This window comes from Lentzea kristufekii (assembly GCF_033949925.1).
In the GTDB taxonomy this organism is placed as follows: domain Bacteria; phylum Actinomycetota; class Actinomycetes; order Mycobacteriales; family Pseudonocardiaceae; genus Lentzea; species Lentzea kristufekii.
Genome location: NZ_JAXAVV010000002.1, coordinates 218,721 through 242,295, shown reverse-complemented (window position 1 = coordinate 242,295; position 23,575 = coordinate 218,721). Strand labels below are relative to the sequence as shown.

Annotated in this window: 23 protein-coding genes; 16 read left to right on the top strand and 7 right to left on the bottom strand. The window is 71.0% G+C overall.

The genetic code is table 11. The annotated features are described in order from the left end of the window. Window positions 1-61: 61 nt before the first annotated feature. On the top strand, window positions 62-349 hold the full coding sequence (locus SK571_RS04625; protein WP_319982771.1) for a helix-turn-helix domain-containing protein: 288 nt from the start codon (window positions 62-64) through the stop codon (window positions 347-349). Here SK571_RS04625 and SK571_RS04620 read toward each other — a convergent pair. The 5 genes from SK571_RS04620 to wecB all read right to left on the bottom strand — a co-directional run bounded on the left by SK571_RS04620 (window position 295) and on the right by wecB (window position 4,778). Next, window positions 295-627, bottom strand: a complete 333-nt coding sequence (locus SK571_RS04620; protein ID WP_319982770.1) for a S26 family signal peptidase — start codon at window positions 625-627, stop codon at window positions 295-297. The genes SK571_RS04625 and SK571_RS04620 overlap by 55 nt on opposite strands. Next, the gene (locus SK571_RS04615; RefSeq protein ID WP_319982769.1) at window positions 627-2,408 is read right to left on the bottom strand and encodes an ABC transporter ATP-binding protein; all 1,782 of its coding nucleotides are present in this window, start codon (window positions 2,406-2,408) and stop codon (window positions 627-629) included. Before SK571_RS04615 ends, SK571_RS04620 begins: the two co-directional genes overlap by 1 nt. After that, a complete protein-coding gene (locus SK571_RS04610; RefSeq protein ID WP_319982768.1) occupies window positions 2,405-3,340 on the bottom strand; it encodes a MauE/DoxX family redox-associated membrane protein in 936 nt (311 codons plus the stop codon). Before SK571_RS04610 ends, SK571_RS04615 begins: the two co-directional genes overlap by 4 nt. A gap of 58 nt (window positions 3,341-3,398) precedes the next feature. Then, window positions 3,399-3,560 carry a hypothetical protein gene (locus SK571_RS04605; RefSeq protein WP_319982767.1) on the bottom strand — a complete coding sequence of 54 codons (162 nt, stop codon included), beginning with the start codon at window positions 3,558-3,560 and terminating at the stop codon, window positions 3,399-3,401. A 102-nt stretch (window positions 3,561-3,662) separates the two neighbouring features. Next, the gene (gene wecB / locus SK571_RS04600; protein WP_319982766.1) at window positions 3,663-4,778 is read right to left on the bottom strand and encodes a non-hydrolyzing UDP-N-acetylglucosamine 2-epimerase; all 1,116 of its coding nucleotides are present in this window, start codon (window positions 4,776-4,778) and stop codon (window positions 3,663-3,665) included. 106 nt (window positions 4,779-4,884) lie between these two features. Here wecB and SK571_RS04595 point away from each other — a divergent pair, with 106 nt between their 5' ends. Genes SK571_RS04595 through SK571_RS04550 form a run of 10 tightly spaced genes read left to right on the top strand, consistent with a single transcriptional unit; the run spans window position 4,885 to window position 14,631 of the window. Further along, entirely contained in the window at window positions 4,885-5,712 is an 828-nt protein-coding gene (locus SK571_RS04595) for a hypothetical protein (protein WP_319982765.1), read from the top strand. Then, window positions 5,709-6,653, top strand: a complete 945-nt coding sequence (locus tag SK571_RS04590) for a polysaccharide deacetylase family protein (protein WP_319982764.1) — start codon at window positions 5,709-5,711, stop codon at window positions 6,651-6,653. Before SK571_RS04595 ends, SK571_RS04590 begins: the two co-directional genes overlap by 4 nt. Beyond that, on the top strand, window positions 6,644-7,816 hold the full coding sequence (locus tag SK571_RS04585) for an O-antigen ligase family protein (protein WP_319982763.1): 1,173 nt from the start codon (window positions 6,644-6,646) through the stop codon (window positions 7,814-7,816). Before SK571_RS04590 ends, SK571_RS04585 begins: the two co-directional genes overlap by 10 nt. Beyond that, window positions 7,798-8,832 (top strand): glycosyltransferase, encoded by a 1,035-nt coding sequence (locus tag SK571_RS04580; RefSeq protein ID WP_319982762.1) that lies wholly within the window; start codon window positions 7,798-7,800, stop codon window positions 8,830-8,832. The genes SK571_RS04585 and SK571_RS04580 overlap by 19 nt, the downstream gene beginning before the upstream one ends. Next, window positions 8,829-9,683, top strand: coding sequence for a hypothetical protein (locus SK571_RS04575; protein WP_319982761.1), 855 nt, complete (start codon window positions 8,829-8,831; stop codon window positions 9,681-9,683). Before SK571_RS04580 ends, SK571_RS04575 begins: the two co-directional genes overlap by 4 nt. Then, window positions 9,680-9,829, top strand: a complete 150-nt coding sequence (locus SK571_RS04570; RefSeq protein ID WP_319982760.1) for a hypothetical protein — start codon at window positions 9,680-9,682, stop codon at window positions 9,827-9,829. Before SK571_RS04575 ends, SK571_RS04570 begins: the two co-directional genes overlap by 4 nt. Further along, window positions 9,826-11,076, top strand: coding sequence for a glycosyltransferase 87 family protein (locus SK571_RS04565; RefSeq protein ID WP_319982759.1), 1,251 nt, complete (start codon window positions 9,826-9,828; stop codon window positions 11,074-11,076). Before SK571_RS04570 ends, SK571_RS04565 begins: the two co-directional genes overlap by 4 nt. Next, window positions 11,073-12,473, top strand: coding sequence for an oligosaccharide flippase family protein (locus tag SK571_RS04560; protein WP_319982758.1), 1,401 nt, complete (start codon window positions 11,073-11,075; stop codon window positions 12,471-12,473). Before SK571_RS04565 ends, SK571_RS04560 begins: the two co-directional genes overlap by 4 nt. Continuing rightward, window positions 12,470-13,537 carry a glycosyltransferase gene (locus SK571_RS04555; RefSeq protein ID WP_319982757.1) on the top strand — a complete coding sequence of 356 codons (1,068 nt, stop codon included), beginning with the start codon at window positions 12,470-12,472 and terminating at the stop codon, window positions 13,535-13,537. The genes SK571_RS04560 and SK571_RS04555 overlap by 4 nt, the downstream gene beginning before the upstream one ends. Further along, entirely contained in the window at window positions 13,534-14,631 is a 1,098-nt protein-coding gene (locus SK571_RS04550; protein WP_319982756.1) for a glycosyltransferase family 4 protein, read from the top strand. Before SK571_RS04555 ends, SK571_RS04550 begins: the two co-directional genes overlap by 4 nt. Here SK571_RS04550 and SK571_RS04545 read toward each other — a convergent pair. Together SK571_RS04545 and SK571_RS04540 are read right to left on the bottom strand one after the other, a co-directional pair. Further along, entirely contained in the window at window positions 14,612-15,739 is a 1,128-nt protein-coding gene (locus SK571_RS04545; RefSeq protein WP_319982755.1) for a putative glycoside hydrolase family 15 protein, read from the bottom strand. The two genes, SK571_RS04550 and SK571_RS04545, sit on opposite strands and share 20 nt — an antisense overlap. Before the next feature lie 89 nt (window positions 15,740-15,828). Beyond that, window positions 15,829-17,172 carry a sugar transferase gene (locus SK571_RS04540; protein ID WP_319982754.1) on the bottom strand — a complete coding sequence of 448 codons (1,344 nt, stop codon included), beginning with the start codon at window positions 17,170-17,172 and terminating at the stop codon, window positions 15,829-15,831. A 339-nt stretch (window positions 17,173-17,511) separates the two neighbouring features. Between SK571_RS04540 and SK571_RS04535 the strand changes: the two genes are divergently transcribed. The 5 genes from SK571_RS04535 (at window position 17,512) to SK571_RS04515 (ending at window position 23,456) form a co-directional block, all read left to right on the top strand. Then, window positions 17,512-18,336 (top strand): glycosyltransferase, encoded by an 825-nt coding sequence (locus tag SK571_RS04535; RefSeq protein WP_319982753.1) that lies wholly within the window; start codon window positions 17,512-17,514, stop codon window positions 18,334-18,336. After that, on the top strand, window positions 18,336-19,682 hold the full coding sequence (locus SK571_RS04530; RefSeq protein WP_319982752.1) for an NAD(P)/FAD-dependent oxidoreductase: 1,347 nt from the start codon (window positions 18,336-18,338) through the stop codon (window positions 19,680-19,682). The genes SK571_RS04535 and SK571_RS04530 overlap by 1 nt, the downstream gene beginning before the upstream one ends. After that, on the top strand, window positions 19,646-20,602 hold the full coding sequence (locus tag SK571_RS04525; protein ID WP_319982751.1) for a lysyl oxidase family protein: 957 nt from the start codon (window positions 19,646-19,648) through the stop codon (window positions 20,600-20,602). Before SK571_RS04530 ends, SK571_RS04525 begins: the two co-directional genes overlap by 37 nt. Window positions 20,603-20,873: 271 nt before the next feature. After that, on the top strand, window positions 20,874-22,070 hold the full coding sequence (locus SK571_RS04520; protein ID WP_319982750.1) for a tryptophan dimethylallyltransferase family protein: 1,197 nt from the start codon (window positions 20,874-20,876) through the stop codon (window positions 22,068-22,070). Between the two features lie 24 nt (window positions 22,071-22,094). Continuing rightward, complete coding sequence (locus SK571_RS04515) at window positions 22,095-23,456, top strand: tryptophanase (protein WP_319982749.1); 1,362 nt, start codon at window positions 22,095-22,097, stop codon at window positions 23,454-23,456. The last annotated feature ends 119 nt before the right edge of the window (window positions 23,457-23,575 follow it).

The following is a 23,575-nucleotide window of genomic DNA, read 5'->3' as shown; positions in this document are numbered from 1 at the left end:
CGGGTAACCATGCAGTGGGCTGAAGGAGAGGGAACGGAGCACCCACAACACGGGAGTCTGGATGGCCACAGGGGGCAAGACCGAGCTCGGCGTCGACCTGGACGAGCTTCGTCTGCTGGTCGGATTGTCCTACCGCGAACTGGCACGCCGCACCGGGTGTGCCCGCAGCACGTTGCACGACGCCTTGACCGGCCGCCGGTTTCCCCGGCTGGACACGGTGCTGGCGATCGCGCGGGTGTGCGGCGGGGACACGACGCGCTGGCGGTTGCGCTGGGTCGCGGCGTGCAAGCGCTCTCATCTTCCTCGCACCGCACCGACGATGTCCTTGCAATCGACCAATCCGAGCTGACGGGAGTCCTGTGAACGCGGGTTGTCCCCCACCACGGCGACGAAGCCGTCCGGCACGTGCGCCAGACCGGGCAGCGTGGCGGCCAGCCACGGTGGCACCGGATCGCCTGCTGTGGCCGCCACCCTCTTGACCCGGTGCGGCAGTTCGGGGTCCGGTACCCGGAACACGATCACCTCGTGGCGGCGGGGCCGCCGGAAGAGCCTGCGCGCCAGCAGTTCCTGACCGTCGTGCAGGGTCGGCGACATGCTGTTGCCCCGCACGGTGACCCTGATCCACATCAGTTGACCCTCGCGTCCTGGTAGCCGTCGGCCTGGAGCCGGAACAGGCGGGCGTACTCGCCGCCGGCGGTCATCAGCGCGTCGTGGTCACCCTGCTCGGCGATCCGCCCGCCGGCCAGGGTGACGATGAGACCGGCACCGCGCAGCGCGGCCAGCCGGTGCGAGATCAGCAGCCGCGTGCGGCCTTCCGCGTGCCGCCGCACCGTCTCGTGCACCCGGTGTTCCGCTTCGGCGTCCAGCCCGGACGTCGGCTCGTCGAGGATCATCAGATCGGCGTCCGCGCGCATCAGGCACCGCGCCAGCGCCACCCGTTGCCACTGCCCGCCGGACAACGTGACGCCCGTCCGTTCCTCGTCCGCGTGGGTCCTCGACAGCACCGTGTCGTACCCGTCCGGCAACGCTTCCAGCGTCTCCGCGACACGAGCCCTGCCCGCGGCCGCGACGATCCGCGCCCGGTCACCGAGCTCGCCCACCTGGCCGATGCCGATGTTCTCCGCCGCGGTCAGGTCGTAGGTCATGAACTCCTGGAACACCACGCCGATCCGGGCCCTCAGGGCCACGACGTCGAGGTCGCGCAGGTCCACGCCACCCCACGTGATCGACCCCCGCTGCGGGTCGTAGAACCGGCACAGCAGCTTCACCAGGGTGCTCTTGCCCGCGCCGTTGACGCCGACCAGCCCGACCGCCGCACCGGCGGGGATGGTCAGGTTCACCCCGCGCAGCACCCACGGACCGTCGTCGGAGTACCGGAACCAGACGTCCCGCAGCTCGATCGCCCCCTCGCCGGGCGTGCCGGTCCCCGCCGGCAGGTCGTCCTGGGTGCCGATCACGTCGAGGTAGTGCCCGAACAGCCGCACCGCGCGCCCGGCCTCTCCGAGTTGCAGCACCACCCCGGACAGCCCGGTCTGCACCCCGGCCACCGCCCCGAGGAACAGCACGAGATCACCGACCGACGACCGCCCCGCGACGACGTTGAGCGCCACCACGACCGTGCCCGCCCCGGCGACGACCGCGCCGAGCAACGCCAGCGCGCTCTGCACCACCGTGCCCCTGCGCTGCGCCGCCAGCCGCGCACCGCTGACCGTCACCAGCGAACCGACCATCCTGGTGTGCAGGAGCGAGCCGAGGCCGAACAGCCGGATCTCCTTGGCCGCGCGCACGTCCGTGAGCAACGCCCGGTAGAACAGCCGCCGCCGATCCGTCGCCACCCACGCTTCCTCCGTCGACGCCTCACGCCGCGCGGTCGCCAGCCGGGCGAACACCGCCGTCACCACGGAAGCCAGCAGCAGCAACGTCATGGGCGGCCACACCACCAGCAACGCGCCGGTGAAACTGGCCAGCAGCACGACCGAGCGCACGACCTCCTGGGTGAACTGCGAGATCGTGCCGGGCGCCTCCTGCGCGGCCTGCTCGGCGAGCCGCAACCGGTCGTGGAACGCGGGATCCTCGATGCGCGCCAGCCCCGGCAGCGTGGCGACGCGCTGGAACAGCCTGCTTTCGACCGTCACCGCGACCCGCTGCCGCACGACCTCCCCGAGGTGCCCGCAGAGGTAGAGCAACGCGATGGCGACACCACCGACGAGCGCCGACGCGACCGCCAGGAACGCCGCCCGCCCCGCACCGGCCTGACGCGACGTCAGCTCGTCCACCAGCAACATCGTCAGCCAGGCCCCGCTCGCGGGTGCGGCACCGGCGATCACCGTGAGCGCGAGCGTCCCACCGGCGAGCACCGGCGCGGCCTTGAACGGCAACGCCAGCGCCGCCAGGGCGTTGCGGATCATGCCACCGGCGCCGGAACCCCGGCGAAGTCGGCGAGCTTGGTCCCGGACGCCGTCACCACTCCTTCGTGCGTGTACAGCAACGTCGGATAAGCCATGACCTCGAACGCGGACAGCACGGGATCATCGGTACCGACCACGGCCACCCGACCAAGCGCACCGACCTTCTCGACCAGCCGTGCCGTGGCCTCGGGATCACTCGGGTCTCCATCCACAACGGACACGAAGCGTGCCGCGGGCGGATCGTCCAGCAGAGCGTCGGTCAGCGTCCGGCACGGCCCGCAGCCGACCGAGAAGAAGCCGACCTGCACCGGCCCGTCGAGGTCGGCCTCGGTGAACGGGATGCCGCCCGTGTCCACGACCGAGAACGGCTTGATCACCAGACCCGGCCGCGGCAGGGTCGACTCGCGCTTCGGCTGCGAGCTCTCCTGCAGCTCCCGGACCCTGGCCACCAGCCCGTACGTGAACAGCACGTGCAGCGCCACCACCACGGCGAGCAGCACGACGGCAATCGTGAGCAGGGTCAACGGTTCCTCCCAGGAAACAGGCGCCGGCACGAACGCGCCCAGAACGGCCACCGCGATCAGCAGGCCGTTGCGCACGAGGTGCTTGGACCCCAGCACGTCTCCGCCCGCACCAAAACACTTGCAGCGCACCGCTTTCCGGCCGGTGACGGCCAGAACGACCGCGCCGCAGAACGCCACGAGCAACGTCACGGCGACGCCGTACCCGAGCCGCGTACCGGGAACGGCGAGCAGGACGACCGCCAGCGCCTCCCCCGCGAGCACCACGACGGCGAGAGGCCGGGCGGGCAACGGCACCAGGGCGGCGATCGAGTCGCGGAACTCGGCGAACCCCTGCCGCGACCGCACCTTGCCGGCGAAGGCCGCCAGGAACACCACGGCGAGCAGCACACGAGCGAACAGATCGAGCACGTCGGCCTCCGGCAACGAGTGCGGGGTGCCGGCGACGGGTCGCCGGCACCCCGTCGTGTCACTTGCAGCTGCTGCTCACCGACGAGCAGATGCCGTTGCAGTTGAAGCGGTAGCCCCTCTTGCAACACTGCCCGTGCTCCGGCACGCACGCACCGGCATCGATCTTCGGCAGCACGAGTCCGACGAGCCGCTCACCGGCCAGCTTGGCGAATCGCTTCACGGGTCCGCTCCTCCCAGTTCGACCAACATCAACGCCACTCACGCTGGTCTGCGGCGGCGGTGAGCGGAAGACGGGTCGGACGAAGTCGGACGGGCTCGGACTTCAGGGCCTGTCGAGCATCCGGCGGACGGCGGAGGCGATCAGCTCGGACGGCGAGCCGGTGCCGTAGGGCGACGGGATCTCCCGCAGCGCGGCCCGATGCCCCTCCACGTCGTCCAGCCACGCCAGCACCGCGCCGCCCACCAGCGGACCGGGCGGGACGAGCGTGCCGAACGTGCCCTCGATCTCCGGCCGTTCGGTGCTGCGCCGCACGACCACGACGGGCCGCTTCAGCACGCTCACCTCCTCCTGGATGCCGCCCGAGTCCGACACGACCACCGCGGACCCGTGCGCCAGGGCCAGGAACGACCGGTACGGCTGCGGCTCGATCACCTGGAGGCCGTGCAGCAGCGCTTCCAGGCCGAACTCGGTGATGCGTGCGGCGGTCCGCGGGTGCAGCGGCAGCACGACGGGCAGGGGCAGTCCGCCGAGCTCGCGCAGGACGATCTCCAGGTTGGCCGCGTCGTCCACGTTCTCGGGGCGGTGGATGGTGGCCAGGACGTAGCGGTCGGGCTTCAGGCCCAGGTCGCCCAGGACCACGTCCTGCTCGTCCGCGGAGGGCAACGCGTGCGCCAGCGCTTCCACGACGGTGTTGCCGGTGACGGCGATGCGGCTCTCCGCGACGCCCTCGCCGAGAAGATTGCGGCGGTTCAACGACGTCGGCGCGCAGCAGAGGTCGGAGAGGTGGTCGATGAGCACGCGGTTGTGCTCTTCCGGCATCGCGCGGTCGTAGCTGCGCAGGCCCGCCTCCACGTGCACCAGCGGCACGTCGCAGGCGTTGGCGGCCAACGCTCCCGCGAGCGCGGAGGTCGTGTCGCCCTGCACGATCACGGCGCCCGGCCGGTGCGCGGCCAGCACCTCGTCCACCGCCGAGACGGCACGACCGAGCTGGTCGCCCCGGCGCAGGCCGCCCAGCCGCAGTTCGTGGAACGCGCCCGGTTCCGGCACCTCGCGGCGGATGAGCGAGTACATCGAGCGGTCGTAGTGCTGACCGGTGTAGATCATGGTGCACGCGCTGCCGAAGTGGTCGACCAGCGGCGCGAGTTTGATCAGTTCCGGCCTGGTGCCGCAGACGATCGTGACGATGTTCGTTTCCCGCACCGCGGCAAGGTACTGCATCGATCTTGACGAAACCGGGCACATCCCGCTCACGTTCACTCGAAAGAGTTGCCTCCGATATCGCTCGAAAGTGTTGCCGCACAAGCGTGTCGTAGTGTCCGCGCTCATGTCCGGTCATCTGGCACTTGCGGTGTCCACTGTGCTCTACGGCCTGGGGATAGTCGCGCAGACCGTCGCCGCGCGGAGGGCCGAGGAACGTCCCGGCACCGGGGTGGGATTGCTCGCCCGCCTCGCCGCGGACCGGTTGTACCTGCTGGGGTTCACCGGGCAGGTCGGCGGATTCCTGTTCGCGTTCCTGGCTCGCGAGGACCTGCCCCTCTACCTGGTGCAGGCCGGTTCGTCGTGCGCGGTCGGCCTCGCCACCGTGATCGGCGTGCTGCTGCTCGGCTGGCGGATCCGGCGCGTCGAGATCGCGGTGCTGGTGGTGATGGCGTGCGGACTGCTGTTGCTGACGGGTGCGGCGGCGCCGTCCACCGCCCGTGAGCTCCCGCTGGTGCCCGCCCTGGTGGTGCTGGGGCTGCTGACGGTCACGGTGCTGCCGCTGGCACGGGTGTTCAAGGCCGCGACGCCGGTGCTCGCCGGCATCGCGTTCGCGGTGGTCGCGGTGGCGGCGCGCAACGTCGCCGGCAAGCCGGTGCTCGACCTGGTGCTGCACCCGCTGACCTGGGTGATGGTGGTCGCCGCGTTCGTCGGGCAGGCGTGCCTCGCGACGGCGTTGCAGCGTGGTTCGGCCACGTCCGCGGTGGCGTCGATGGACGCGACCACGGTGGTGATCGGCTCGGCGGCCGGGCTCGCGGTGATGGGCGACCAGATCGCGGCCGGGCGTGAGTGGTGGGTCGTGCTGGGCGTGCTGCTGGTGGTGTCCGGCGTGCTGGTGCTCGGGTCCGTCGCGAAGCCCGCCCGGGAGCTGGTCACGGCCAGAGGTGAGCGGTGAAGCCCGTCGCCAGTGTGTCGCTGGACCTCGACAACCTGTGGGCGTACCTGCGCACGCACGGCGATCCCCGGTGGGAGAGCAGGCCGAGCTTCCTGCCGTCCGCGGTGCCGCGCCTGCTGGACGTCTTCGGTGAACAGCGGTTGACCACCACGGTCTTCGTGGTCGGCGCGGACGCGGAACGCGACGACGGCGCCGAGGCGGTCGCGTCGATCACCGCGGCCGGGCACGAGATCGCGAACCACTCGTTCTGGCACCAGCCGTGGCTGCACCGCTTCTCCGACGAGGAGGTCGAGAAGGAGGTCATGCGCGCGGAGGAGGCGATCATGGCCGCCGGGGCGCCACGGCCCGTCGGGTTCCGCGGACCCGGCTACAGCGTCACGTCCGCGTTGCTCGACGTGTTGCAGCGGCGCGGTTATCGCTACGACGCGAGCGTGCTGCCGACGTGGATCGGACCGCTGGCCCGCGCGTACCACAACCGCTCGGCGGGATCGACGGACGGCGGCGAGGACCTGTTCGGCGGGTTCGGCAAGGTCCGCGCTCCCAACACCGCGTACCGCTGGCGGGACAACGGACTGGTCGAGCTCCCGGTGACGACGATGCCGCTGCTGCGGGTGCCGATCCACGGCGCGTACCTGTTGCAGCTGCACCAGATCTCGCCCCGGCTGGCTCGCGGGTACTTCCGCACGGCGTTGCGCCTGTGCCTGGCGCGCAAGGTCTCCCCGTCGTTGCTGCTGCATCCGACCGACGTGCTCTCGGGTGCCGAGGCGCCCGGGATGGAGTTCTTCCCCGGCATGGCCGTGCCGGGCGCGCAGAAGGTCGAGCTGCTGGGCTGGGTGCTGTCGTTGCTGCGCGAGCACTTCGACGTGGTCGGCACCGGCGCGCACGTCGAGCGGATCGCGGGATCTCCTCTGCGCGAACGGGATCCGGTCGCATGTGGCTGACGGTCCTGCTGCGCGTCTTCGCCTGCGGGACGGTGGCGCTGGCGCCCCTGGAAGGCTACCTGCTGCAGGTGCACGGGCAGTTGGCCAAGATCGTGCCCGCGCTGCTGATCGGTGTCTGGCTGTTCTCCCTGTACAGCAATCGACGCCTGCCCGCGCCGCACCCGTTGCACCTGGTCGTCGCGTTGCTGGCGGTCGTGCTGCTCGCGACCTCCGCGGTGCACGAGGCCGAGCCGTTCACGCTCGAGTACCTGGTGCGGTGGGTGCCGTTCCTGGTGATCACGGTGGTGCTCGCCGACGTGGCCGCGCGGGAGGTGCCGGTCCGCGCGTTGCTCGCGGCGACGGTCGCCGGTGCGGTCGTGGCGGCGGCGGGCGGGCTGCTCAGCGTGGCCGGTGGTTCGTTGCGCGCCACCGGGCCCCTGGAAGATCCCAACGACCTGGCGTTCTTCCTCGTGGCGGCGCTGCCGTTGCTGGTCGCGCTGCCGGCCAGGGGCCGGTCTCGGGTCGTCTTGTTGTTGCTGGGCGCGGTGCTGGTGGCCGGTGCCGCGGCGACGTTCTCGCGTGGCGGCGGAATCGCGCTGGCCTGTGCGCTGGTGTGGCTCATCGTGCGCCGGGCCCTGCCGGTCCGGGCGGTGGTCGTGACGGCCGCCGTCGCCGGTGTGGCGGCGCTGGTGTTCGCCTCGACGGCGCAGGCCGAGCTGTCCCGGGCGCTCCAGGAGAAGAGCCACATCGCGGGCACCAACGCCGACACCCGGATGCTGCGCTGGCAGGCGGCCTCGCGGATGCTGGCCGACAACCCGGTGCTCGGCGTCGGGCCCGGCGGGTTCCGCCAGGAGTACGCGTCCGCCGGGCACAACGCGGAGATCGACGAGCAGACCCCGGTGGCGCACAACCTGTTCCTCGAAGTGGCCGCCGAACTCGGGATTCCGGGGTTCGCGCTGCTGATCGCGTTCGTCGCGGTCGGGTTCGTGGCGAGCGAACGGGCGTTGCGGCGCGTGGCGGACCGGCGTGAGGCCGTGGCCGTGCAGGCGGCGCTGATCGCCGTGCTGGTCGCCTCGATCTTCCTGTCCGAGCAGTACTACCTGCCCCTGTGGTCTCTCGTCGCCCTCGCGGCCGCGCTCGAGCGGCGTTCTCAGAAGGAGTCCCGATGCGCGTTCTCCACGTGATCAGCGAGATGGGCGCTGGTGGTGCCGAGGCGCTCGTGGCGGGGATGGCCCTGGCGGGCGGCGACGTCGGCTGGGAGTCCGCGGTGGCGAGCGGCGGCGGGTTCCGCGTCGATGTTCTGCGCGCCGGTGGTGTCCCTGTCTTCGACGTACCAGTGGCACGGCGTTCGCCGCTGGGAGTGGTGCGCGCGGCCTGGGCGGTGCGGACGGCCGTGCGCGGGTTCCGGCCCGATGTCGTGGTGGCGCACAACGTCTCCGCGTCGCTCGTCGCGCGCATCGCCACGCCGCGACGGCCTGTGGTGACGGTGTTCCACGGCGTCGCCGAGGCGGACGTGCCCGGTGCCGTGAAGGTCCTGCGCCGGGTGTCGACCGTCGTCGTCACCGTTGCCTCAGCCGCGTCGAAACGGCTGCGCGACGCCGGGCTCGGCTCCGTGGTCGTCATCCCGAACGCCGTCTTCCCCTCCGCGCCGACGGCGGACCGGGCGACCGTGCGGGCCCGGCTCGGGACGCCGCTGGACGTGCCCGTCGCTCTCTGCCCGGCCCGGCTGGAACCGCAGAAGCGGCACGACGTGCTGCTCGACGCGTGGGCCCAGATCCCCGGCGACTGCGAACTGTGGCTGGCCGGCGACGGCAGCCTGAGGGCGGAGCTGGAGGCGCGTGCCCCCGGCCGGATCCGGTTCCTCGGCACCCGCACCGACGTGCGCGACCTGCTCGAAGCGGCGGACGTCACCGTGCTCACCAGCGACTGGGAGGGCATGCCGATCGCGCTGCTCGAATCCCTGGCGGCGGGCCGCCCCGTCGTCGCGTCCGATGTGGACGGTGTGCGGGAGGTGCTGTCCGGCGGTGGTGGCGTACTGGTCCCCCGCCGCAGCCCCGGGCAGACCGCGAAAGCGTTGCGCGGCCTGCTCTTCTCCCCCACCGCGCGTTCGGTGGCCGCGTCCCACGACGGCTCGGCCGACGCGCACACCCTGATGAAGTCCTACGACGAACTGCTTCGTACCGTCCTGGAGGGACGATGAAAGCTCGCAGAGCTGTGGTGGAAGGCGTGCTGGCCGCCGTGCTGGTCGGTGCGGCCGTGCTGCTGGCCGTCGCACTGCGCGACGGCGTGACCGAGGGCAGGCTGACCCTGCTCGCCACCCCGTCCGCACCCGACAGCGCCCAGTTCGGCGAGGTCACCTCGCTGGCCGCGCCGGCGGTGGTGCAACTGGTCCGCAGCCCGTCCGTGCTGGACGCGGCGGCCGGCGCGGCGGGCACGACGCCGGACCGCCTGGCCGACGCCATCGCCGTCGAACTGGTCCCCGCGTCCGGCGTCGCCCGCATCTCGGTCCGCGCCGACTCGGCCGCCCACGCCGCCTCGGCCGTCACCGCGGTGGCCCGGGCAGTGATCGAGGCCGACCTGCTGGCGCCCGCCGCCAAGTTCCGCCTCGTCGACCCGCGCCCCGAGACCACGCAGGTGACGCCGGACTGGCGTCTCGCCTCGGGCCTCGCCCTGGTGGCCGCGGTGATCGCGGGTGTGGCCGTGGTGGCGGTGCGCCGCCTGCGCGCCAACGCGGTGGGTGCGGCCTTGTCGGCCGCGGGCATCAGGCACCCGGTCGTCGTCGCCCACGACGACGACCCCGCTCTCACCGAGCGCCTCACGGCGTTGTGCGTGGCGGCGGCCCGCCCGGTGCGGGTGTTGCCGGTGAGCCCGACACTGGCGGAACGCGCGGAGGAACTCGCGCGTGCGTTGCCGGACAAGGCTTCCGAGCCCGCGGACGGCACGGCCGTGATCGCCGTCGCGTCGAACGACCGCGCGCACCGCAACGACCTCGCGACGGCCCTCGCGGTGCTCCCGGCCTCGTCGGTGCTGGTGGCGGTGGTGCTGGCGTGACGATCCCCTCCCGCTGGGCCGCCCTCGTGCGCCAGGTCGACCTCCCGGTCGTGCTCACGATCGCCGGCCTCGCCTCCCTCGCGGCGCTGGCCGCGGTCGCCGCGGTGGCCGCGACCTCCGTCGTGCTGGCGGTGGTGCCGGAATGATCACCACGACCAGCCGGGCCGGTCTCGCCAAGAAGATCGGCCTCGCCCTCGTCGCCCTGGCCGGCGTCCTCAGCGCGTTCCGCGCGCTCAAGCCGGCGTGGGAGGTGCCGCTCCCCACCGAGGGCAACCTGCCGGAAGAACGCATGCAGGACTTCCGGGACGCGCTCTACTTCCCGATCCGCGAGTTCCTGAACGGCGGCAACCCGTACGACCCGGCGGTGATGTTCGAGCACTGGCCGGTGCGCCAGAACTTCAACCTCTACCAGCCCTACCACCTGGTGCTGCACCTGCCGTTCGCGCTGCCGGAGTACCGGGTGGGCGCGGTCGCGTTCGCGCTGGCGTGCCTGGTGTTGCTGGTCGGTCTCGCCGTCATGGCCGCGGGACGCGCGAAGCTGCCCGTGGTCGCGGGCACCGTCGTGATCAGCACGCTGCTGGTGACGAGCCAGGTCGGCAAGGCCCAGATGTACGTCGGGCAGGTCAACCCGCTGATCGCGGTCGGCGCGGCCGGGGCGTTGCTGCTGCGCACGAAGAGCCCGGCGTGGGCGTCGGCGGCGCTCGCGCTGGCCTGGTTGAAGCCGCAGTTCGGGCTTCCGCTGGCGCTGCTGCTGTTCGTGCGCGGTGACCGGAAGGTCGCGCTCCTGGGCACGGTGATCGCGGCGGCGGCCAGTCTGCCCGTGGCCGCGCTCCTCGTCGTCAGAGGCGGCGGAGTCGGTGCGTTCCTCGACGTGATCTCGCGGAACCTGGAGTGGGCGAGCAGCACCGGGTACGGCGCGGTCGACTCCATGACGGCGCAACGGGTCGACCTGCCGGCGGTGTTCTTCCGCACGACCGGGTGGCTGCCGCCCGCGGCGGAACTGCTGGCGCTGTGCGGGGTTCTCGCAGTCACCGCCCTGCTGGCCCGCAGGCTCGACCGGACGGCGAACGGGTCGGAGGCGGCGGACCTGCTGACCTGTCTGGGCATCGTGGTCGCGCTCGTGCACCAGCCGGGCGACGTGCTGATCGCGGTGCCGGCGATGACGGCGCTGGCCGTCGTGTGCTGGCGTCGGCGCAAGGACAGCCACTGGCGGTGGGCCGGCATGGCCACCCTGCTGCTCGGGGTTCCGTTCGCGCACCTGTACTTCGTCGACACGGCCATCAAGAGCGTTCTCGGAGCGCGGGCCGCCGTCACGCTGGACGGGGTCGCGGTCGTGGCGGCCTGGCTGGTGCTCGCGGTGTTCGCGGCACGGCACGTCCGGCGCGCCGCATGACCGATGTGGCGGTGCGGGGGTCGCTGTGGCTCTTCGCGGTCAACCTGGTGAGCAAGAGCAGCCAGATCGTGGTGACCCTCGCGCTCGCCCTGTTCCTCACCGAGGCCGACCTCGGCGCGGTGGCACTGGTCGTGTCGGTCGTCAACATCGGCCAGGTCGTCCAGGCGATGGGCGTCTACGACATCGTCAGCCGCACCGCCCTGGACCCGCTCAGGACCGCGGGAACCGTGCTCACGATGAGCGTCGCGACCGGAGTGGTGCTGACGGCGGTCGTCATCGCCGCCGCGCACCCGATCGCCACCGCGCTCGGGGCGCCGGAGGCCGCCGGGATGCTGCGGCTCGCGGCGCTGACCCTGCCGTTCACCGCGGCGGGCGGGGTGCAGATGGCGTTGATGCACCGCGAGCTCGACTTCCGGCGCCGCATGCTCCCCGACGCGGGTGGCATGCTCGCCGGCGCGGCGGTCACGGTCACGCTGGCGGCGAACGGAACCGGGCCCACGGCGCTGGTCCTGGGCCTGCTCTGCACCGCGGTCGCACAACCCGTGCTCGCCGCCGTGGCCGGAGCGCGGATCCGCCCGGTCTGGGACCACGAAGCCGCGGCGGAGGCCGCGAAGTGGCTCGTGGTCGTGGGGCCTGGCGCGTTGATCGCCGTACTGCTGATCAACGTCGACTACCTGGCGATCGGGCACGTCCTCGGCCCCGAGGCGGTGGGCGGGTACTCGCTCGCGTTCCGCATCGCCTGGGTGCCGTACATCATGATCGCCGTCGTGCTGGGCGGCGTGCTGTTCCCGATCTGCGCCGAGCTGGTCCGGAGTGGACGGACCGACCGGCTGCCCGCCACCCTGCAGCGGTTCACCGTCGCCACCCTGGTGGTCACCGGCGGCCTGTACGTCGTGGTCGCGCTGTCCGCGCACGGGATCGTGGTCCTCGGCGAGCAGTGGGCCGACGCGGCCGGGCTGCTGGTGCTGCTGTGCGGCTACGGACTCGGCCTGAGCCTGCTGCACGTCTGGTATCAGGTGATCAGGGCCGCCGGGCACGCCCGCCAGTACCTCGCCCTCGAAGCCACCCACCTCGTCGCCCTGCTGACCGCGCTGGTCTTCACCACCGGAGAAGGCCCGGCGGCGGTCGCCCTCACCCAGGTGACCGTGGTGTGGCTGCTGGTACCGCTGACCTGGCTGGTCCTCGCCCGCAACGGCCTCGCGTTCCCCGTCCCGCTGCGCGCCGTCGCCGGCGTCGCCGGGGCCGCGGCCGCGTGTGTCGCTCTCAGCACCGTCCTGCCGGACAGCACCACCATCGCCGGATTGATCACCACCGGCCTGCTGCTGCTCGCCACCTACTGCGCGATCGCCCTGCCCCTGAACCGCACCGTCCTCATCGGACTGAAGGAGCGCGCGTGAAGATCGTCCACGTGACGCAGCCGGTCGAGGCCGGGGTCGCCGTCGTGGTGCTGGACCTGGCCAAGGCCCAGCGACGGCGCGGCTGGGACGTCAGCATCGCCTGCCCGCCCACCGGCTGGCTGCCCGCACAGGCCCGCGAAGCCGGAATCCCGCTGCACACCTGGCACGCCACCCGGAGCCCAGGTCCACGCACCGCGCTGGAACTCCGGGCACTCCGCAGCACGCTCAGAGACATCAAGCCCGATGTCGTCCACCTGCACAGCTCCAAGGCCGGTCTGGCCAGGCTCGTCCTGCGCGGCCGCACGCCGACGATCTTCCAGCCCCACCTGTGGTCGTTCCGCGTCGCCACCGGACTGCTCAGCCGCGCCTGCCGGTTCTGGGAGGCCGCAGCCTCCCGCTGGACGCCCCTGCTCCTGTGCGTCAGCGACGACGAGCTGAAAGCCGGTCGCACGGCAGGGGTGACCGCACGAGCCGAGGTCGTCTGCAACGGCGTCGACACCCGGCGTCTGAGCCCGAAGACCAAGGCGCACGACACCCCCACGGCGGTGTGCGTCGGACGGCTGGCTCACCAGAAGGGTCAGGACCTGCTGCTCGAAGCCTGGCCGAAGGTGCTCGCGAAGGTCCCGGACGCCGAACTCCTGGTCGTCGGCGACGGCCCGATGGCGGCGCAACTTCGCGCCACCGAACACCCGAACACCCGCTGGCACGGCCACAGCGACGCGGTCGACCGCTTCTACGCCGAGGCCGACGTCGTGGTCCTGCCCTCCCGCGCCGAAGGCATGGCGCTGGTGCCGCTGGAAGCCATGGCCTGCGGACGCTCCGTCGTCGCGTTCGACGTCGAGGGCGTCGGGCAAAGCCTCGGTGACGCAGGCGAAGTGGTCCCCGCAGGCGACACGACAGCACTGGCGCAAGCGATTGCGCTCCGGCTCGCCGACCCGGAACTCGCCGCCGCCGAAGGAAAGCGCGGCCGGCTGCGGGCCGAAACCCTGTTCGACCGCGACCGCATGACCGACCAGATCGCGACGCTCACCGCGGCACTGGTCACCGAGGAAGGACGACGATGACACGGATCGCCTACCTGCTCACCCAGGACAGCGGTGGCCCGGTGGACGTGACGGTGCGCCTGGCCGCCGCGCTGGCCAAGTCGGGCGAGGCCGAGGTGCGGGTGTTCGGCCCGCGGCCCCGGCGCGGCGCGGAGCTCATCGACCCGTACTTCGAAGAGACCCTGGTGACGCGCAAGGGGGACATGGCCGCCGCACGGCAGGCGCGGGCCGCGATCAAGGCCTGGCACCCGGACGTCGTGCACGCCCAGGACCGCCGGTCCGGGCTGGTCAGCGCGGCCCTCGCGACGACCGGCACCAAGATCGTGCACACCTACCACGGCGTGCCCGACGAGGTGGCCGAGCCGTGGTTCCGCAACGTCCGCGGCGCCACCCCTCCCCCGGCCTACACCAGGGCGGTGCTGGCCGCCGACGCCGCCGTCGCCCGTGTCGTGCACCGCACCGTGGTCCCGGCCAGGGAGATGGGCCGGTTCCTGCGCGAACGGCTCTACGTGCCCCCGCACCGCATGACCCACATCGACAACTGCGTCGAGGTCGGTGCCGCGAACCCGCCTGCCGGCCCGGTGCGCAAGCTGGTGTTCGTCGGGCTCCTGGTGGAACGCAAAGGTCTGCTGGACCTGCTGGACGCGCTGGAGACCACGATGCCGGAGGACGCGACGCTCACCGTCGTCGGCGACGGCCCGCAACGGCTCCAGGCCGAGGGCCGGGTCACCCGCCGCGGCCTCGCGAACCGGGTGGAGTTCCTGGGGTTCCGCAGCGACGTCCCCGAACTGCTGCTGGAGCACGACGCCCTGGTGCTGCCGTCCACAATGGAGCAGCAGCCGCTCGTCGTCGCGGAGGCCATGGCCGCGGGCAAGCCCGTGGTCGCCACGGACACCGGCGGTGTCGCGGACATGCTGGGCGTTTCCGGTGACGACTGCCCGAAGCCCGGCGACGTGGCGGCGCTGGCCGCGCGACTGCGCGCGCTGTTCGACGATCCCGACCCCGCGAGCACCGGACACCGGCTCGCCACGAGGGCACGGGAGCGGTTCACCGCGGAGGTCTGCGCCCGCAGGCACCTCGACCTCTACCGCAAGCTCACCGCTTCGGGCCGTTGACCAGCACCACCGCGTCGGCCGACGGCAGGTCGAGCTGGGCCGGCACCGGTTCGCCCTTCAGCGTGACGAGGCCCGGCGGGGGCGTCAGCAGCACGGACGTCTTCGTCGGGTTCACGGCCACCCAGCCGCCCGAGTAGCGGCGGTTCCACACGCCGTTCGGCAGGCGGTTGGCCGTCTCGACCGCCTCGCCGAGGCGTGCGTCCTGGTACAGCGACCAGTACGGGTTCTTGTAGTCGGGCTGCGCCCTCGTCCAGCACGTGTGGGGACTCGCGAGGAGCGCGGCGGAGGCGTACCCGACGCGTTCCTCCTTGTCCGACTTCGTGTGCGTGATCAGCAGCAACCAGGACTCGCCGAGCGCGGCCTGCGCGCGCTGCTCCTTGAACTGGTTGCCCTGGAACGTGATCAGCTCGCCGGTGCCGTCGTCGCCCTGCAGGCCGAAGTTCTCCTCCATCGCGCCCGCGTACCGGGAGTGCGCCGACCAGCGGCCGGGGGTCAGCTGCGACTCCGACACGTTGGGGATCAGCATCCGCCCCGCCTTCTCCAGGGCGTCACCGGTGAGTGCGAGCATGGCGTCGAGGCCGTCGCGCAGCAGCCGGTCGGACCCCGCGGCGTCGGCGGTGCCCGCGATCACCGCGCTCGAGTAGTACTTGAGCGAGCTGAAGTCGTTGTCCGCCAGCACGCCGTCCCAGCCCTCGCGCAGCACCTCGCCGACGACCGCGTCCGCCCAGGCCTTCTGGTAGGCCGGGTCCCAGACCGTCATCTGCCAGTGCTTCGGGTAGCCGTCCCACTCGATGCGCTGCCCCAGCGTGCTGATCGCGAACCACCCGGGCTGGTTCTTCTCCGCGGCGTGGTAGCCGATCCCGGTGGGCAGGTACCGGGCGTCGCGGTCGGCCTCGACGGCGCCGTAGTAGTTGCGCGTGCTGGAGAAGTCCTTGTACACGAGCACTTTGACCTTGGGGTTCAGCTCGTGCAGCTTGCGCATGGCCGCCGTCTCCCAGGCGTTGAGCACGACGACGTCGTAGTGCTTGGCCGCGGCCCTGATCTCCCACTGCGTGGGCGAGTCGCCGATCCCGTACCACCACGCGCACGGCGCCAGCGCCTTCGGCATCGGCCCCGTGATGATCGGGTCCGGTTCGGCGGCGCTGACCGCACATGCACTCGAAAGAAGTACGAGAGCGACAGCTGCGAATCGACGTATCAGCGATTTCTCCGACAACACAACTCACCCGCTGTCATCAGTAGAATCCTCAGGTCGAGCCACAACGACCAATTCGCGATGTAGTAGTTGTCGTATCGAGACCTGTCGGCGATGGAAGTGTCACCTCGCAGACCGTGCACCTGGGCTAGTCCAGTCAAGCCGGTCGGAACGCGATGGCGCGCCCAATATAGCTCGTGAATGGACGAAAACTCGCGAACGAAACCGGGACGCTCCGGGCGTGGCCCGACAACGCACATGTCGCCGCGCAGCACGTTCCAGAGCTGGGGCAGTTCGTCGAGCGAGGTGCGGCGCAGGAACCGGCCCACCGGACCGACCCTGGAGTCGCCCACGACCGACCACTTCACCTGCGAGTCGTCCTCGCCGGACTGCCGGACGCTGCGGATCTTGTAGAGGGTGAACGTGCGGTCGTCCATGCCGACGCGGACCTGCCGGAAGAACAGCGGCCGGCCGCTCTCGACCAGCACCGCGAGCGCGCACAGGCCGATCACCGGTGACAGCACGACCAGGGCGACCGCGGCCAGCAGCAGGTCGGCCGCGCGCTTGATCCACCAGGTGGGCCTGCTGGTCGGCGCGGTGCCGAGGCGCATCAGCGGGTAGCTGCGCAGCCGTTCGATGCCGGGGCCGTCCGGGTGCAGCTCGTACATGCGGGGCACCACGAGCGTCGAGCAGCCGAGCCGGTGCGCGGTGATCGCGGCGTCCACCAGCGGTGAGTCGCGGGTGTGCGAGAACGCGAGCACTACGGTGCCGGCCTTGAGCCGCACGATCGCGTCGGCCAGGTCGCCGTCGACCACCTCGAGCATCGGCGGCTGCCGGTCCGGATCGGGGCCGGAGTCGGCGAACGCGACGGGCCGCAGGCCGAACTGGGGGTGTTCCAGCATGGTCCTCGCGAGGTTCACGCCGACCTCGCCCGCGCCGACGATGATCGTGCGGTCGCAGCGGTCGAACCGGCGGCGGCACCACCGGCCGAACGCGAACACGCACCACCGCACCGGCTCGATGACCAGCGCGAACACGATCATCGCCCACTGCGCGGCGGCCAGCTCGGCCGCGTCGGAACCGCTGGCCAGGCCGATGCCGGTCAGCAGCGCGAAGGCCAGCGCCGTGCTCGCCGCGGACCGGGGCAGGTCCTGCAGCCACGACAGCCACAGCCGCCGCCGGTAGAGCCGCCAGGCTCCCCTGATCGTGATCACCGCCGCCACGACCGCGGTGCCCCAGCCCCAGCCGAGACCGCGCTGCACGCACACCACGGCGAGCGTCACGGCGTCGGCGAGGACGAGCAGCACCGCGACCGCGTTCACCCGGCTGAGCAGGTCCCGGCGCACCGAGGACGGCTTGAGGGGGCGCTGCGGCGGGCGTCCGGGATCAGCCTCGCGCGCGTGGAATGGTCCAGCTGGAACGGCAACCGCCGAGAATCGCCTCATTGAAAGATCATCCGATCGAAGGAGTCGTGGTCGCAGGAGCGCACGAAAGGGTGAATGAACTCTGAGAAATCATCTCTTCGGGTATCAATATTCCCTCTTCAGTGTCCCGCGCGAACGCAGATGGTGAGGTTTCGACGTTGTTCCTGCCCTGAACTCACCCAGGGCCGCACTCAAAGCTTTAGCACGCCGTGTCAATAATTCACGCCATCAACCACGAGCCACCGAAGAGGGGGCGCCAGAGTGAGAGTCGACGAACACGGCATCCGGCATTCGGCCGGTGAACCGGTCGCAATCGTGCAGAAGCCGATTCGCACGTGCGGCGATGTGCACGTCGTCCTGCCCGCCTACAACGAGGCCGTGGCGCTGCCGTCCCTGCTGGCGCGCATCGCCCGCACCGACCTCGCCGACCGGATCACGGTGTGGGTGGTCGACGACGGGTCGTCGGACGGCACCGGTGAGAGCGCGACCGGCGTGCACGGGCTCGACGTCCGCCTGGTGACCCACCCGGTCAACCTCGGGCTCGGCCAGGCCGTCCAGTCAGGACTGCGGGCGGCGCTCGCGGAGGCCGCACCCGAGCACGTGCTGATCGTCATGGACGCCGACGACACGCACGACCCCGAGGTGTTCCCCGCGATGCTGGCCGAGATCAAGGCGGGCGCGGACGTCGTGATCTGCTCGCGTTTCGTCGCGGGCGGCGACGACTCGACCGCGCCGCAGTGGCGCAGGCTGCTCTCCCGCGGCGCCCGCGTCGTGTTCGGCAAGGTGCTGCACTTCGACGGGGTCCGCGACTTCACCAGCGGCTTCCGCGCCTACCGGGTGAGCCTGCTGCGCCGGGCCACCGCGCACTGGGGCGAGCGCCTGGTCGAGGAACGCGGTTTCGCCTGCATGGTCGAGCTCCTGCTCAAGCTGCGGCACTGCGGGCCGATCGTCAGCGAGATCCCGCTGCACCTGCGCTACGACCGCAAGCCCGGCGCCAGCAAGCTCCGACTCGGCCGCACGCTCAAGCAGTACCTGCTCCTGCTCACGCGTGACCGCCTCGCGCCCGTGCCGTTCCGGAAGCTCTGATGCCGCAGCGCGTCGTCGTGATCGGCGGGGGCATCTGCGGCCTCGCCACCGCGCACCGCCTCGCCCGCGAGGGCATGGCCGTGACGCTGCTGGAGGCGAGCGACCAGCTCGGCGGTCTCGGCACGTTCTTCACCTCGCAGGGCCGGTCGGTGGAACGCTTCTACCACTGCGTGATGCCGACCGACACGGCGTTGCTGGCGTTGCTGGACGAGGTCGGCCTGCGCGAGAGCGTCGGCTGGAACCCCACCTCGATGGGCATGATCGTCGAGGGCGAGCACCGCTCGTTCAACTCGGCGCTGGACCTGCTGAGGTTCCGGCCGCTGAGCCTCGTGAACCGGATCCGCTTCGGCGTGGTCTCGCTGCTGTTGCGCAGGCTGGGCAAGGGCAAGGACCTCGACGGCATGCGCACCGAGGACTGGCTGCGCGGCCTGTACGGCGACAAGATCTGGGAGCTGCTGCTCGCGCCGCTGTTCGGCGCGAAGTTCGGCGCCGCGTTCGGCGACGTGCCCGCCCTGTACGTGTGGCAGCGCCTGGGCCGCGAGAGCAACGAGTCGGTGCGCGGCTACCCGGCCGGTGGCTACAAGAGCGTGATCGACGCGCTGAGGGCGTCCATCGAGGCGCACGGCGGAGAGGTCCGCACCTCGGCCCCGGTCGGGCGGCTCGAAGCCGGCGAGGACCGGGTGCTCGTCACGCTGTCCGGCGGCGAGACGATCGAGGCGGACCACGCGGTCTCCACGGTCCCGCTGCCGGCGTTGCGGGCCATCGCGGACCCCGATCTCGTGCCGCTGCTGCCCGACGTCCGGCTCCCGTACCAGGGTGTCGTCAACACCCTGTTCTTCCTGCGCAAGCCGTTGTCCGGGCACTACTGGGCGCCGGTGATCCGCTCGGGCACGGACTTCGACGGCGTGATCGAGATGACCCCGCTGACGGGCTCCGAGCGGTACGGCGACCGGCACCTCGTGTACGTCATGCACTACACCGATCGCGAGTCCGCGCTGTACCGTGAGGACTCCGAGAGCATCGCCCGCCGGTGGACCGAGCAGCTGCTGAGCCTCCACAAAGGACTTACCGCCGACGACGTCGACGAGGTGCGCGTGTTCAAGGCACCGTTCGTCGAACCGGTCTACCCGCTCGGGTACCTCACGAAGCGCCCGGCCGTCGAGGTGCCCGGCACGCGGCTGCTGCTCGCCACCACGGCCCACGTCTACCCCGATGTCACCAGCTGGAACTCGAGCGTCGAGCTCTCGCGCTCGGTGACGGCCACGCTCCTGCGCGACGCCAGGAGTTCCTCGACCCAGGAGAACACCGCATGGTCAGCAGAATCGGCGCGGTCATCGCAGCACTGACTTTCACCGCGGTCAACCTCGTCTCCTCGCAGCACGTCCAGGCCGACCCCGCGCCGCTGCTGCCCGATCTCCGCCAGGCACCCATCGGCTGCCCCGGCGGTTACGACGGCTCCCCGCTGCTGTGCCGCGCCTGGGACGTGTGCCTCGTGGAGGACGCCTCGGCGCCGCGCGGCAAGTGCATGTTCCGCGGCGGCACCGCGCAGGCCGTGCGGCTGCGGTTCACCACCTCGATCGACAACGTGGGCGACGGTCCGTTGCTGCTGCACGCCCACCGCGACAGCACCGCCACACCGACGATGAACGTGCGTCAGGCCGTTCAGTCCGGTGTGGACGGTTCGATCGCCGGGTCGTACAACGAGGCGCGCCGCGAGACCAAGTCCAGCGCCTACTACGAACCCGCTCCGACGCACACGCACTGGCACCTGCTCAACTTCGAGTACTTCCAGCTACGCGCGCCGGACGGCAGGGTGGTCGAGACGGACCGCAAGAACGGCTTCTGCATCGGCGACCGCTACACCGTGTCCGACGACCTCCCGCACCGGCCGGAGAATCCGGAGAGCCCGGAGGGCAAGCTCGCGCAGCGCCTGAAAGGTCACATGTGCGAACACCACAACCCGTCCGCCTTGGACGTGATGTTCGGCATCTCGGTCGGGTCCGGTGACGACTACAAGCACGAGGTCGACTTCCAGTGGCTCGACCTGACCCACGTGAAGTCCGGTGTGTACGACGTCGTGAACGTCGTGAACTCCGACCGCGCGTTGCTGGAGAAGAACTACGACAACAACGCGTCGTCGATCGCGATCTCCGTGCAGTGGCCGGACGGCGCGGTGAATCCGCCCGGCACGATTGAAGAGGCACCGTCGGTGCGCATGATCCGCAGCTGCCCCGGCAAAGCGCGGTGCGCGAAGTCGAGCAGCTGAGCAGTTTCCGAACAAGCCCCGAACGGGGGTGTCCGCGGCGCGGGCACCCCCGTTTCTTTGCACCGGGACAAACGGGCGCGATGCGGACGCTTTACCACGCGGGCCACTATTGGCACAAACCTTACTCTGCGGCACCATTGGCGTCCGCGCATAGCACACCCGTACTCGCAGACGCAATTGCCCGCGAGATCAGTCAAAACGGTCAAGTCAATAGACCGAGTGGTGCAATCTTCATCACAGTCCAGAGTGTCGCACGCAACCCCCTTGGCTCTTGACCTGGGTATGTGGCTGGTTGAGAGAATTCACTTCGCGATTCCACCCCGTCAGGATTGCGACCCGACCTGATTCCCCGGCCGATCAGGAGTGCCCCATCTTGAGCGCGCCAGCCGTCTCGTTGCATGATTTCGCCATTGGCCAACTACGCAACCTCCTGCGCGCCGTCGGTTTAGCGGACTCCGCTAATACGGCGACAAAACTGCTGGGTGAGGCATTAGGCCCCGGCTGCCGGGCACCCCTCTCCACAGTTCCCCAATGGCCCTCATTCGTCGCCGACGACCACTCTCCCGTCGAATTCTCGGTGGCTTTGGCCCAAAACGAACGGCCCGCCGTTCGCATGATCGTCGAGTCGCTCGCCGAGCAGCCGGGCAGGCAGGCCAACCTGACCGCCGCGCTCGGCGTGCTGGACCGGCTCGTGGATCAGTACGAACTGCGGCTCGGGCAGTTCGACCGGGTGCGCGACCTGTTCCTGCCGGACGACCCGCAGGGCGAGTTCACGTTCTGGTACTCGCTGATCGTGCAGCCGTCGGGCGCGCCGGCCGTCAAGGTCTACCTCAACCCCGACGCGCGCGGCCGGGAGCGCGCTACCGGCCTGGTCGCGGAGGCACTAGCCCGCCTCGGCCTGCACTCGGCCTTCCCCGTCGTCGCCGAGCACGGGTTGCGGCGCGAGGGGCTGGACCGGTTCTCCTTCTTCGCCCTCGACCTCACGGACGAGCACCGGGCGCGGGTGAAGACCTACGTGTCGCACGCCGACGCGATGATCGCGGACGTGGCGCGGGCCGCGGCGGCGACCCCGGACGTCGACCCCGCGCTCCTGGCGGACGTCTGCGAGATCGCCCGCGGCGGCACGGAACCGTTCACCCGGCGCCCGCTGATGTCGAGCTACACGTTCCTGTCCGGCGACACCGACCGGCCCAGCGGCTACTCGCTCTACATCCCGGTGCGGGACTACGTGCAGGACGACCTGGAGGCGTGCGAACGCGTGCTGGCGATCATGGCGCGGTGCGGGCTCGACACCACGCCGTTCGTCATGGCGCTCGCGAGCCTCGTCCGCAGGCCGCTCGGCGACGGCGTGGGGCTGATCGCCCACGTGTCCCTGCGCCTGGGCCTGCCGAAGCCCGGAGTCTCGGTCTACCTGTCCTCCGAGGCCTACGACGTCACGCCACCCCGCACCACCGCACTCTCCGCTTAACGCTGCACCAGAAAGGCCACCGCCGTGGAGCCGTACCGCATCAAGGTCGTCGAGCCCATTCCCATCACCACACGCGACTACCGGGAACGCCGCTACGCCGAGGCCGGGTACAACCAGTTCAACCTCACGGCGGAAGACGTCACGATCGACCTGCTGAGCGATTCCGGCACCGGCGCGTTGTCCGCGGAACAGCAGGCCGCCGGTATGCGCGGTGACGAGACCTACGCGGGATCCCGCTCCTGGTTCCGGTTCCGCGAGGTGACCGAGGAACTCACGGGGTACGAGCACATCCTGCCCGTGCACCAGGGCCGTGCAGCGGAACGGATCCTGTTCAGCGCGCTGCTGAAGCCGGGACAGCTCTCGGTCAGCAACACGCACTTCGACACCACCCGCGCGAACGTCGAACTCGCTGGCGGTGTGGTGCGGGACCTCCCGTCGCCGGCCTTCGCGGACCTCGACAGCGACGAGCCGTTCAAGGGCAACATCGACCTCGTCGCACTCGAGGAGTTGCTGGAGGGACCCGAGGACGTCGGCCTGGTGCTCATGACGATCACCAACAACGGCGGCGGCGGGCAGCCGGTGTCGATGGCGAACCTCAAGGCCGTGCGGAAGTTGTGCCGCCGGCACGGCGTGCCGTTCATCCTCGACGCGGCCCGGTTCGCCGAGAACGCGTGGCTCGTGACGCAGCGGGAGGAGAAGTACCGCGACCACAGTCCACGCGAGGTCGCGAAGAAGGCGTTCCGCCTCGCCGACGGCTGCGTGCTGAGCCTGAAGAAGGACGGCATCGTCCACATCGGAGGGATGCTCGCGCTGCAGGACACCGAGCTGGCCAAGCAGTGCGAACTCCTGCTGATCGCCACCGAGGGGTTCAGCACGTACGGCGGACTGTCCGGCCGCGACCTCGACATGTGCGCGCAGGGCCTGATGGAGGTCACCGATCCGCTGTACCTGCGCGAGCGGGCCGAGGCCACCGCGTACCTCGCCGACTGCGCGCGTGAGGCCGGTGTGGACAGTGTGCGGCCGGCCGGCGTGCACGCGGTCTACCTCAACGCGGGCAGGTTGCTGCCGCACATCCCGCCGAGCCGCTTCACCGGCCACGCGCTCGCGTCGGAGCTCTACCTCGCGGGCGGAATCCGTTGTGCCGAGGTGGGTTCGCTCTACCTCGGCGACATCGACTCCTCCGGCGACCTGATCACGCCCGCGCCGTTCGAACTGGTGCGGCTCGCGATCCCGCGCCGCGTGTACACCCGCAGCCACCTGGAGTACGTGGCGGAGACGCTGGCGGGAATCGCCAAGAACCCCGAACAGGTGCCCGGCTACCGGCTCACCGAGATCCCGCCGATCCTCAGGCCGTTCCGGTGCAGGCTGAAGCAGATCAGGCCTTGAGCACGTTGCCAGAGGTCCTGTTCGTTCCTCACCGACCGGCCGTCACCTGGCCCTGATGGCGTCTGCAAGTACTACCAACCCGGCATCAACAGGCACTTGACTACCGCCAACAGCGTCGA